Raw genomic sequence first — 11,751 nt, 5'->3', positions numbered from 1 at the left:
GTCGTGCGCGGGGAGCGGCCCGGCGTGGGGGGCCGGGCCGGACCCCGCGTGCGACGGGTCAGGGGGTGAGGGTCCAGCGCTGGGCTGCCGCGCCCGTACAGGCGGCCCGGGTGAGCCGGGTCCCGTTGGCGGTGCCCGACCCGACCGGGGTGAGGCACTGGTCGGCGGTCCGCAGACTGCCGTCCGGGGCGGTCCGCCAGCTCTGGCCGGGACTGCCGTCGCAGCCCCGCACGGTGACCTTGGCCGGGTCGGCGCCGTCGAGGCAGATCCCGGTGAGACCGGTGAGGCGGCCGTCGGGATGCAGCGTCCAGCGCTGGTTCGGGCCGCCGTGGCAGGTGTAGAGGGTGGGTTCGGTGCCGGGGGCGGTGGCGCTGTGCGGGAGGTCCGCGCACCGCGCGGAGGCCGCGTTGACGAGGGTGGCGTCGGCCGGGAGCGGTGCCGGGCGGCCGGTCAGGGTGAGTTCCGCGACGCTGGTCCAGGGCCCGCGTCCGCCGGCTTCGGTCAGGGCCCTGAGTCGGAGGTAGCGGCCGGTCCGGGGCGCGAGGGCGACGTTCTGGACGCTCGCGCCGTCGGCGAGGGTGCCGGTGGCGGCGGGGGTGCCCCAGTCGGCGGTGGAGTCCGAGACGTGGACCTCGTAGCCGCCGATCCGGCCGTTGACGCCGCCGTCCTGGCGGGGCAGGACGCCCAGCCCGTCGACGGTGTGGCGGGCCCCGAGGTCGAGGACGATCTCGTGCGGCAGCGCGGCCGGGGCGCCGCCGGACCAGGCCGTGTGCCAGTGGGTGGAGGCATTGCCGTCGAAGGCGTTGCGTGCGGCGCCGTTCTCGGCGACCGTCTCCTGACTGTCGGCGGAGACCAGGCTCCACCGCGTCCGGTCCAGGGGCGGCGAGCCGGCCGGGACCGGGTCGGCCGCCGGGACGGCCACCCCGGCGGCGGTGACGGTGAACGCCCCCGACTTCGTACCGGACTTGACCCACAGGACGCCCGCCCGGTCGGCCGGGTCGAAGAACCAGCCCGACGCGGCGGCGTCGTAGGCGCTCTTGTCGGCGAGGCGGGCCGACGGGGCGCCGTCCACGGTGAGGGAGGTGGGGGCGGAGGCCACGTGCAGGCTGAACTCGTAGCCGCGCGACGCGGGCTTGCCCGTGTAGTCGCCGGTGGGGGCTCCGACGGCGACGGTGACCGTCCCGGATCCCGAAGCGGGGGCGGTGACGTCCACGCGCTGGCGGGCGAAGGCGCCCGACTCGTGGGCCCTGGTCAGACCGTCGTCCTCGTAGAGGCTGAAGGTGGAGGACCCGCGCGGATGGATGTCGTAGGTGAGGGTGGAGACGGGCTTCTCACCGGTGTGGTTCATCCGCGGCCACATCGGGACGACCGCCCCGCCCTTCACGAAGAGGGGGAGGGTGTCCAGGGGCGCCCGGTAGCCGTTCAACCACCCCGGCCCGGCGTACGTCCTACCGCTCCAGTAGTCCGTCCAGGTCCCCGCGGGCAGGTAGATGCCGTCGCGCACCGAGGTGTCGGAGACGACGGGGGCGACGAGGAAGGAGTCGCCGGCCATGAACTGTCCGCTGGTGGCGTTGCCGCGGGCCACCGGGTCGTCGGGGTACTCCAGGACCAGGGCCCGGGTGCTGGGCACCCCGCTCTCGTGGGCGACGCGGCTCATCGTGTAGAGGTACGGCATCAGCCGCATCTTCAGCTGGAGGTACTTGCGGTTGATGGAGAGGTACGGCTCGGCGAACCGCCAGGGCTGCTTGTCCTGGTAGCCGGCCGACGGGCCGGTGGCACCCCAACCGGACATGGTCATGAACGCCGGGGTGAAGGCCTTCCACTGGAGGTCGCGGACGTACGTCTTCGGGCTGCCGCCGAAGATGCCGTCGACGTCGCCGGCGGCGTGGTTGAGGGCGGAGAGGCCCGCTCCGGTGATGGCGGGGACGTGCCAGCGCATGTCGTCCCAGGTGCCGTGGGTGTCACCGGTCCAGACGACGGCGTTGCGCTGGGTGCCCGCCCAGCCGTCCACGGTCCAGACGAAGCGACGCGCGTCGGAGTTCTTCTCGATGCCTTCGACGGCCTGCCGGACCCCGTCGAAGGCGTACTTGTATCCGCTGCCGATCCACGCGACGTCCGTCTTGACCCCGCGGCTACCTGCCGTGCCGACCTCGTCGGCGATGGACCCGAGGCCGGTGGAGGTCCACAGGCCCGTTCGGAACCCCTTGGCCGCGAGGGCGTCCACGGTGGACTTCAGGGGCGCGGTGTAGCCGCAGCCGTAGCCGTCGTTGGGCAGGAACCAGCCCGAGGGCATGTCGGCGGCGCGGGCGTCGGCCGCGTACCCGACGACGTCGGGGGTGGTTTGGTGCCGCGGCCGGTCGTGCTCGCCCTGGTACTCGGGGTTGGAGGCGTTGAAGCAGTCGGCATTGCCGAGTTCGAAGCCCCACTGGGGTGCCATGAAGGGTTTGCCGCTGACATCGGTGTACGCGTCGAGGACGGACTTGAGGGAGTTCCCGGTGAAGTACCAGGCGTCGAAGCGGTCCTCGTCGTGGGTGAGGGCGGTCGGCGCGTCGAAGGCGTACGAGCCGGGGGCCCAGGTGTTGCGCATGACGCCGTAGCCGTTGGTCGACATGTAGAAGGGGGCGGGGCTGGCGTTGTCGTTCTCGCGCCACCGGTTGTCCACGGCGACGGGGACGGTCTTTCCGCGCAGTGCCCATTCGCCGAGGCGTAGGCCGGTGCCGTAGAACTGCTCGTCGGCTCCTCGGGCCAGGTACTGGGTGGTCCTGCCTCCGCCCCAGGTGGTGGGCCGGGTCTCCTGCCAGACGAGGGTGGAGTCGTCGGCGCGGTAGACCGAGAACCGCAGGGGCGACTTCTCGACGCGGATGGACAGGGCTCCGGTGGTGATCCGGTAGTGCCCGCCGGCGTCGGTCCAGTCGGTGTTCACCGGCCCGAAGTCGGTGGTGGGCGCCAGGTCGGCACCGGCCGGATCGTCGGTGAAGGAGCCGTCGGGCGAGATCCGGAGCCGGAAGATGTCGGCGCGGGCGACCGTCACCCGGGCCTTCGCCCCGCCGGACGTGCTGACGGTGAAGGTGTTGCCGGCCCGGGTGAACCCGGTGACGTCCCCCGCCGTCACCGCCGGGCCCTTCGCGCCCCTCACGGGGTCGGTTCCCGCCGCGCGGGCGGTGGCCGGACCGACGGCCGCGAGACCCGCGACGGCGAGGGCGGCGGCCAGCAGGGCCTTCAACGGGGTCCGACGGCGGGTGGGACGGCCGGGCCGGGCGGTTCGGTGCGGGGGTGGGGGGTCGTGCCGGTCGCGACTGGTGCTCGGTGTCATCGGGCAGCTCCTCGTGCGGTCCGGATCGCGGACACACCGCTTTGGCATGCTCCCGGCAACATAGCGGTCCCGAGGGGCTGTTTGAAGGAAGTTGCTCGAAGTCGTCCTTCACCACGCAGCTTTGAGCACCGACGGGATGCGGGCGGGGTCGCCGCGCCGGGAAACCGTTGTGGCGGCCTCCCGGCGCGGATCGGTCAGCCGGCCGTGATCCGGATCTTGGACTGGCCGTGGCCGAGGCGCTCCCAGTCCTCCATGAAGCGGGCCCGCAGGCCGTGCTTGGCCGCGAGGTCCACGAGGGTCTGCGTGCGGTAGTAGAAGTCCTCGCGGAGGACCTGGTGTTCGACGCCTTCCGTACGGTCGAAGGTGAAGTCGAACCGACCGCCCGGCGCCAGCACCCGTCCCACGTGGGCGAGGCACTCGTCGATGATGTGGATCGGCGAGTGCGAGAAGACGCTGTGCGCGTGCACCACGTCGAAGTGGTGGTCGGGAAGGAAGTCCAGGGTCAGGTCCTGGGTGATCGTCAGGTGCGGCAGCTTGGCCTGGAGTCCGCGTCCCGTCAGGGTCTGCTTGGCCGCGATGAGGATGTCGGGCGATATGTCGATGCCGTAGTAGTGGCCCGTTTCCAGGTGCTCGATGAAGCGCCAGCCGGCCCGCAGATTGCCGCAACCGATGTCGAGCATCCGGTGCCCGGGCTCCAGGCCGTGCCCGATCAGGTAGTCGAACTGCATCCTGCCGAGGGCCAACCACCGGTCGTGGCTCCGGCTGCCGACGGCCGCCTCCGGGCTGCGGCCGGTGTCGGACGCCATGACGGCGCGGTAGTAGCCCACGTGGTCGGGGTGCTTGAAGCGCAGCCAGCCGTCCCGGGCGGCCCGCCGGACGTACGGGGCGATGCGGGTCGGGTTGCCCAGCGCGTAGCGGACCTTGTGCCCGACGCCGGCACGGTTGGCGGTGAGGTTCTTCTTGGTGGCCATGAGGGGTCCCCCTGAGGTACGGAGAAGAGGTGCGGTGGTGATGCGGGTCGTACGACAGGTCAGGCCGTACGACAGGTCGGGCCGTACGACGGGTCAGGCCGTGCGGCGGCGCAGTACGGCCAGCGTGACGGCGACCAGGACGGCCGCCAGGCCCAGGTAGAGCGCGGTGTCGATCCACTGGAAGGTCCAGAAGTCGCCGCTGGGATAGACCTTGTGGTACCGGCTGGTGAAACCGTTCTCGTCCATGCACTGCTGGGCGTCCCACCCGGACGTCTGGCACCACTGGTCGATGGAGAACTCCCGGCCGTCCGGCGTGCGGTAGCCGAACTCACCCGTCGACCAGGCGCTGCCGACGAGCCGCTTGGGCGTCATACCGGGGGTGATCCGGATCTCCGGGTCGATCCAGGAGGTGCGGAAGAAGTTGACGGCGAGCATCGCCGTGCCGATCACCCCGAAGGCCGCTCCCATCGCGGGCAGCACCTTGCCCACCAGGAGTCCCGCCAGGGTGCCGACGGCGAGGGCGAACAGCGCCGCGGCGAGCGGGGCCGGACCGGTCGCGTTGTAGACGACGGCATCGTGCCAGTAGGGGCCTTCGAGGGTGTTGGCGATGGGCAGCCACCACCAGGCGACGAGGGCCGCGACGACCGCCGAGGTCAACAGGGCGACCAGCGCCGCGAGTCCGAAGCGGGCGGCGAACCAGCCGCGCGGGTCGACGCCCTGGGTGAGGGCCATCTTGAAGGTCCCGCTCTCCAGCTCGCGGCCGATGAGGGGGGCGCCCCAGAACACGCCGATGAGGGCCGGGATCGCGAACCCGAGGGTGCCGAGCATCCGGATGCCGTCGACGTTGCCGTTCATGATCTCGTAGGTCGCGACGCTCTCGCAGCCACCGTTCCACCCCGGACAGGGCACCCACCCGTATTCCTCGATCAGCTGCGTCATCCCGGAGCGCTGGTACGCCACCCACACCGCACATCCGACGAGCAGTGCGACGGCGGTCAGGATCAGCAGCCGCTGCTGGCGCCAGGCCAGCCAGAGCGCGCCCTTCATGCGGCGACCTCCGTCGTCGTGGGGTCGGCGGCGGGGCGCGCGGAGCGCAGGTGTGCGAGCAACAGGGTTTCCAGGGAGGGGGTTTCGGCGATCCACCGGCCCCCCGGCGCGAACGGCTCGCCGGGCGACGTGCGGACGAGGGCGGTGACCTGACGGCCACTGGCGGCGACGTGCACGACGGCGTCGCGGTCGAACGCGCGCGGCAGGCCGTCGGGTTCCATCGGGTCGGCGCGGCCGGTGAGCCAGGTGTGCGCGTCGCAGAGTTCCGTCGCGTCCCCGGCGAGCCGGACGGCACCGCCCTGCAGGAGGACCACGTGGTCGCAGACGTCCTCCAACTCGGCCAGGACGTGCGAGGACATCACGATGCCCGTACCGCGTTCGGCGGCTTCCGTCATGAGCAGGCTCATGACCTCGTGGCGGGCGAGCGGGTCGAGGTCGGCGAGCGGTTCGTCCAACAGCAACAGGTCGGCGCGCTTGCCGAGGACCAGCGCCAGGGCGACCCGGGTCCGGTTGCCGCCGGAGAGCGAGCCGATCCGGGTGCCGAAGGGGATGTTCCCCTGACGTACGAGCCGTTCCGCGGCGGCCCCGTCCCATCGGCCGGGGTTGAGCCTGCGACCCAGACCGAGGGTTTCCTCGACGGTGAAACCCGCGTGGAGCGGCTTGTCCTGGGCCAGGTAGGCCGTGCGCCGGCGGGCCTCGCGGGTGCCGGGGGCGGCGCCGAACACGCGTATCCGACCGTCGGTCGGCCGCATCAGCCCCGCGGCGAGCTGGAGCAGCGTGCTCTTGCCCGCGCCGTTGGGGCCGACGAGCGCGGTGATGCGCCCTGGGGGCAACTCCACGTCGCACCCCCGCAGGGCCGGCCTGCCGCGGAACTTCCGCCCGAGGCCCGTCGCCCGTAGTGCCGGAGCGTGGGTCGGATCGCTCACGCCTTCTCCTCTCTCGACGTACCGGGCCCCTCGGGCCCGGAAGTGCTGAAACTGTCGTCCACGGCCGCCGCGACGAGCGCCGTGATGTCCTCCCGGCCCAGACCCGCCTCGCGCGCCTGGAGCATCCAGGCGGCCAGGCCCAGGCGCAGCGGCGAATCGGCCGCCGCCCCGGGGTGGGACAGGGACCGGCGTACGAAGGTTCCGGCGCCGGGGCGCGGCTCGACGAGCCCCTCGCGCTCCAGCTCCCGGTAGGCCTTGAGGACGGTGTTCGGGTTGATGGCGGTCGCCGCGACCACTTCACGGGCCGTCGGCAGCCGGTCACCCGGTTCGAGCACACCCAGTCGCAGCGCCTGCTTGACCTGGGTGACGAGCTGCAGATAGGTGGCGACGCCGCTACGACGATCGACTCGGAATTCCATCAGCTCCACCTCATTCCACTAACACGTTAGTGGAATAGTGCAGGGTGGCGTCGTGATCGTCAAACCGCGGCGGAGTATGACCGAACGGTCACAGCTTCCGGCGCGGGGAACGCGGGGGCCGCGGCGCACATCTAGGGATGCGGCGGGCTCCGAAGGGGCGCGCCGACGTGTCGGCAAGAACCGGCCGGACCGGCGCCGCGCGAGCGGCCCGACCGGGCGTGAGCAGCAAGGTGGGGCGCTGGAGATGAAGGCGGAATCGGTGGCGGGCGAGGCGACGGCGGCCGGTGGCGACGGAGCGTCGGAGGACGTGGAGACCGCTACGGCCCCGGAGCGGGCCCGGCGGGACACCCCGGGCCGGGAGGACACCGAGGGCCGGGCGAAGGCCCCGAGCGCGGCGGAGGATTCCGGGGAACCGGCACGGCCCCCGAGCCCGACCGAGGGCTCCGGGGAACCGACCACGACCCCGGGTTCCGCAACGGCCGGCGCCGGGGACGCGGAGGAGGCCACTTCGGGCCCCGGCGACGGAACCGCGGGGGCGGGCGCGTCGGCAACGACCGGTACGGACGCGGAGACGGATGCCGACCCCGCCGCCGAGGCACACGCCGACGCGGACGCCGACCCGAGCGGGAACGCGGGTGCCGACACGGACCCGGACTCCGACGCGCGGGGTGAGGCGGACTCCCCGGAGCCGGCGTCCGACCGCACCGATGACACCGCCGGGGACGGGGCCGGTACCGTACGGCCCGCGACCGAACTCCCCGAGGAGGAAGCGGAGCCGGACACCGCGGGCGAGCCCGTGGCGGCGGCCGCCGCCGACGCCGAGCCGGACAGCGCTGCCGCGCAGGACGCCGAGCCCGCCGACACCGAAGCTCCGCCGACCCCGGCCGACACGGACCCCCGCGAGCAGGAAGACGCCCCGGACGCGGAAGCCGAACCCCCGGCCGCCGACACCGAGGCGGACGCAGAGGCGGACGCAGACGCGGACTCGGACGCGGACTCGGACGCGGACGCGGACGCGGACTCGGACGCGGACGCGGACTCGGACGCCGACCCCGATGCCCCGGAAGCGGAGGCCGACCCCCAGGGCGCGGATCCCCGGGTGGCCGACGCCGAAGCCGCCGCCCCGGAGGCCAACCCCGAAACCGCCGACCCCGAACCCGCAGACGCCGAAACCGCCGACCCCGAGCCAAAGCCCGAACCGGCGAAGTCCAAGCCGGCGAAGCCCGAGCCGAAGCCCCGACCGGCGGAGCCCGCGCCGGCCGACGACCCCGAGCGGACCAGTACGTTCGTCGCGCTCAAGGACCCCCGCCCGGCCCCCGCGCGGGCGACCGCGCCGCCCGTCGTCGTCGAGCTCCCGGCGGCGGAGCGCACGCGGGAGGCTCCGCTGCCGCCGCTCGACCTGCTGGCCGAGCTGACCAACACCGCTCCCCCGCCGGAGACCCCGCGTCGTACCATCACGCGCCGCGTCAAGGTGTGGACGCCGATCCTGCTGCTGCTCGGCGCCGCCGCCATCGGGGGGCAGTTGCTGCGCCCCCTGCCGGCGCCGCAGCTCGTCGGCGACTCGACCACGTACGCCTTCGAGGGGAGCACCCAAATCCCCTGGCCCGCCAAGGGGCAGGCGGCCGTCCGCGTGCCGGGCTCCGGCGACATCGGCTCCTTCGGCGAGCAGAAGCCCGTACCGACCGCCAGCGTCGCGAAGGTGATGACCGCCTACGTCATCCTCAAGGGGCATCCGCTGCGCAAGAACGAAGCCGGTCCGCGCATCGAGGTCGACGCGGCGGCGGTGGCCGACGGCGCCGCCGAGGACGAGTCCCGGATCGAGGGGCTGACGGCCGGGCAGACCTTCAGCCAGCAGGACATGCTGAAGATGCTGATGATTCCCTCGGGCAACAACGTCGCCCGTTTGCTGGCCCGTTGGGACACCGGCACCGACTCCACGGCCGCCTTCGTCGCGAAGATGAACGCGGCCGCGAAGGAACTCGGGATGAACGACACCACGTACACGGACCCCAGCGGGCTGGACGCCGGTACCGTCAGCACGGCCGCCGACCAGATCAAACTCGGCGAGGCGGTGATGAAGGAGGAGGCGTTCCGGGCGATCGTCGCGATGCCCAACGCGACCATCGAGGGCCTGCCGAAGCCGATCATCAACAACAACGACAACCTGTTGCTGGCCAACGGTCTGAGCATCAAGGGGATCAAGACCGGGTCGAGCACGCCCGCCGGTGGCACCCTGCTCTGGGCCGCGTACAAGACGGTCGGGAGCGAGACGCGGCTGATACTCGGCGCGATGATGGAGCAGCGCGTGGACGGCCCGGACCCGAATGCCACCAAGGCGCTGGGTCTGGTGAAGGAGAACAGCCGGAAGGTGATCGAGGCGGTCCGTACGGCGCTGACCTCGACGACGGTCATCCGCAAGGGCCAGCTCGTCGGTCACCTGTCGGACGGCCTCGGGGGTTCGACTCCGCTGGTGGCCACGAAGGACGTCAACGTCATCGGCGTCCCGGGGCAGGAACTGCGGCTGTCGCTCACCCCGGGTCCGAAGTCCGTTCCGCACGAGGCGAAGGCGGGGACCGAGGTCGGTGTGCTCACCGTGGGCGAGGGCGACGGCGCGAAGTCCGTACCGGTCGCCGTGGAGGGCGTGTTGGACGGGCCGTCGTTCGTCGCGCGGGTGACGCGACTGTCCTGACCCGGTCCCGGCACGGACCGAGGTCCCGAACCGGGCCGTCCGGACGCCGCCGCGCGCCCGTCCGGACGGCCGACCCGGTTGCCCCGCCTACGCGTTCGCGATGACCAGCAGGGTGCGGGCGGGCGCCGTACGTCCGCCGAGTCCGCAGCGGTGCGGGATCTCGCCCCGGTGGTGGGCGCTCTGGCCCGCGCGCAGGACGAGCGGTTCCTCGCCCTCGACCTCCAGGACGAGCTCCCCCTCCAGGACGTAGAGGAAGTCCTCGCCGGGGTGCTCGAACCAGCCGCGTTCGCCCCGGCCGGGTTCGAAATGGTGCTCGTAGGCCTCCATCAGCCCACTGCTCCCGCCGGGGATGAGCACTTTGGCGACCTGCCCGGCGGCCTCGCTCACGCGGATGACCTGCGGATCGCTCTCGTGGCTGACGACGCCGGGCCGGTCGGGGCGGCGCAGGAAGGTTCCCGGCGCCACGTCGAGGGCCTCGGCGATGCGGTAGATCGAGCTGAGACTGGGCGTGGCGAGTCCACGTTCCAGCTGGCTGAGGAAGGGCTGCGAGAGGCCCGAGCGGGTGGCCAGTACGGCCATGGAGACGCGGCGGGCGGTGCGGCAGCCGCGGATCGCCCGCCCGACCTCGATCGCTTCGGGGGTGGGTTCGGGTCGAGACACGCTGGTGAACGTACCCCATCGCCGATCTTCGCCCGGGGGGTCCCGGGAGGTTTCGCACCGCTGCAACACCCCGTTAATAAGCGTGGTCAATTATTGACCTCACTTATCAACGAAGGAGTCCTCGCGTGCAAGCCACCCCAACACCCGTGGGCCGGGCCCTCGGCCGGCTCGGGCCCGCCCTGGGCGCGGCCGGTGCGGTGCTCGCCCTCTGGTCACTGGCCGCCTGGTCCGGCGCCGTGGCTCCGGGGCTGCTGCCCACCCCCGCCGAGACGGTCGCGGCGCTCGTCGACAGTGCCCGCAGCGGGGTGCTGGCCACCGACCTGAGCGCCAGTCTGGCCCGGGCCGGCCAGGGCTTCGCGCTCGGCGCCGTGATCGGGGGCGCGCTGGGCTTCGCGACGGGCTACCTGCCCCGGCTGTCGGCCGCGGTGACCCCGGTGGTCTCTTTCCTGCGACCGATCCCGGCCATCGCGCTCGTACCTTTGGCGACGGCCTGGTTCGGCATCGGCGAGAGCGCGAAGCGGCTGCTGATCGCCTACGCCGTCCTGCTCGCCGTCTGGCTGTACGTCCACGACGGCGTGTCGCGCGTCCCGGTCTCGCACCTGCGGGCGGCCCGCTCGCTGGGGGCACCGCTGCACCGGCGCTTCACCGAGGTGCTGCTGCCGGCGGCCGCTCCCGCCCTGCTCGCCGCGCTGCGCTACGGCGCGTCCGTGGCACTGCTGGCCCTGGTCGCCGCCGAACTGGGCGGCGCGGACGCCGGGTTGGCGTACCGACTCCAGGTGGACGGACAGTTCCTTCGGGTGGACCGGATGTTCGCGGGGCTGCTCGTCCTCGGGTTGCTCGGGGTGGCCGCCGACCTCGCGCTCGCCGCCGTGGGCCGTCGCTTCGTGCACTGGAGCGCATCATGAGCCTGACGGTGCGACTGGAGGGACTGTCGGTCGGGTACGGCGACGCCCCGGTGCTGGAACCCACCGACCTGGAGTTCCCCGCGGGTTCGTTCACCGCCCTGCTGGGGCCGAGCGGCTGCGGGAAGTCCACGGTGCTGAACACGGTGGCCGGGTTCGTCCGCCCGGCGGCGGGGCGGGTGACGGCCGGGTCGGAGACGGTTCTGGGGCCGGGCCCGGACCGGGGCGTGGTCTTCCAGCACTACGCGCTGTTCCCGTGGCGCACGGCCCGGGGCAACGTCGAGTTCGCCCTCAAACGGTTCGGGTTGACGCGCCCCGAGCGCCGCGAGCGGGCGCTGGCCGCGCTGGAGGAGGTCGGGCTGGCCGACGGCGCGCGGAAGTACCCGGCGCAGTTGTCGGGCGGCATGCAGCAGCGCGTGGCGTTGGCCCGCGCCCTGGCCGCCCGTCCCGAAGTCCTGCTGATGGACGAGCCGTTCGGCGCGCTGGACGCGCTGACCCGCTCCCGGATGCAGGGTCTGCTGCGGGAGCTGTGGCAGCGCAGCGGCACCACCGTGCTCTTCGTGACGCACGACATCGACGAGGCGCTCGCCCTCGCCGAACGGGTCGTCGTCCTCGGCGGGTCCCCCGGCCGGGTCCTGGCGGACCACGTGGTGGCCCCCGGCCCGCCCGACCCGGACCTGCGCGCGCTGATCGCCCGCCACCTCGGCGCCGGCTGAGCGCCGACCGCGTTCCGCCCCCCTCCTTGCTCCTTGCTCCCCTTGCCCCGGAAGGACCCCGAACCATGCCCGGACCCCGATCCGCCCCCGGATCACGATCCACGACCG

General features: G+C 73.0%; 9 protein-coding genes. 3 read left to right on the top strand and 6 right to left on the bottom strand.

The genetic code is table 11. The features are described from left to right. Window positions 1-58 precede the first annotated feature (58 nt). From NOD94_RS26020 to NOD94_RS26000, 5 genes are all read right to left on the bottom strand, one after another. Entirely contained in the window at window positions 59-3,313 is a 3,255-nt protein-coding gene (locus tag NOD94_RS26020; protein WP_281208533.1) for a TIM-barrel domain-containing protein, read from the bottom strand. Between the two features lie 194 nt (window positions 3,314-3,507). Continuing rightward, a complete protein-coding gene (locus tag NOD94_RS26015) occupies window positions 3,508-4,284 on the bottom strand; it encodes a class I SAM-dependent methyltransferase (RefSeq protein WP_281208532.1) in 777 nt (258 codons plus the stop codon). A gap of 93 nt (window positions 4,285-4,377) precedes the next feature. Further along, window positions 4,378-5,331: a transporter gene (locus NOD94_RS26010; RefSeq protein WP_281208531.1), complete on the bottom strand. Its 954-nt coding sequence runs from the start codon at window positions 5,329-5,331 to the stop codon at window positions 4,378-4,380. Continuing rightward, the gene (locus tag NOD94_RS26005; protein WP_281208530.1) at window positions 5,328-6,257 is read right to left on the bottom strand and encodes an ABC transporter ATP-binding protein; all 930 of its coding nucleotides are present in this window, start codon (window positions 6,255-6,257) and stop codon (window positions 5,328-5,330) included. The genes NOD94_RS26010 and NOD94_RS26005 overlap by 4 nt, the downstream gene beginning before the upstream one ends. Further along, window positions 6,254-6,676 carry a GntR family transcriptional regulator gene (locus NOD94_RS26000; RefSeq protein WP_281208529.1) on the bottom strand — a complete coding sequence of 141 codons (423 nt, stop codon included), beginning with the start codon at window positions 6,674-6,676 and terminating at the stop codon, window positions 6,254-6,256. Before NOD94_RS26000 ends, NOD94_RS26005 begins: the two co-directional genes overlap by 4 nt. A gap of 244 nt (window positions 6,677-6,920) precedes the next feature. Between NOD94_RS26000 and NOD94_RS25995 the strand changes: the two genes are divergently transcribed. Then, the gene (locus tag NOD94_RS25995) at window positions 6,921-9,365 is read left to right on the top strand and encodes a serine hydrolase (protein ID WP_281208528.1); all 2,445 of its coding nucleotides are present in this window, start codon (window positions 6,921-6,923) and stop codon (window positions 9,363-9,365) included. A gap of 87 nt (window positions 9,366-9,452) precedes the next feature. Here NOD94_RS25995 and NOD94_RS25990 read toward each other — a convergent pair whose 3' ends face one another. Next, the gene (locus NOD94_RS25990) at window positions 9,453-10,025 is read right to left on the bottom strand and encodes an XRE family transcriptional regulator (protein ID WP_281208527.1); all 573 of its coding nucleotides are present in this window, start codon (window positions 10,023-10,025) and stop codon (window positions 9,453-9,455) included. A 125-nt stretch (window positions 10,026-10,150) separates the two neighbouring features. On the opposite strand from NOD94_RS25990, the gene NOD94_RS25985 reads away from it, so the two are divergent. Both NOD94_RS25985 and NOD94_RS25980 read left to right on the top strand, forming a co-directional pair. Beyond that, the gene (locus NOD94_RS25985) at window positions 10,151-10,930 is read left to right on the top strand and encodes an ABC transporter permease subunit (RefSeq protein WP_281208526.1); all 780 of its coding nucleotides are present in this window, start codon (window positions 10,151-10,153) and stop codon (window positions 10,928-10,930) included. Then, window positions 10,927-11,643, top strand: a complete 717-nt coding sequence (locus tag NOD94_RS25980) for an ABC transporter ATP-binding protein (RefSeq protein ID WP_281208525.1) — start codon at window positions 10,927-10,929, stop codon at window positions 11,641-11,643. Before NOD94_RS25985 ends, NOD94_RS25980 begins: the two co-directional genes overlap by 4 nt. Window positions 11,644-11,751: the final 108 nt, after the last annotated feature.

This window comes from Streptomyces sp. Isolate_45 (genome assembly GCF_024721315.2).
Classification (GTDB): Bacteria; Actinomycetota; Actinomycetes; order Streptomycetales; family Streptomycetaceae; genus Streptomyces.
Note: the sequence above shows the minus strand (reverse complement) of the source record. Positions and strands in the feature narration are given on the sequence as shown.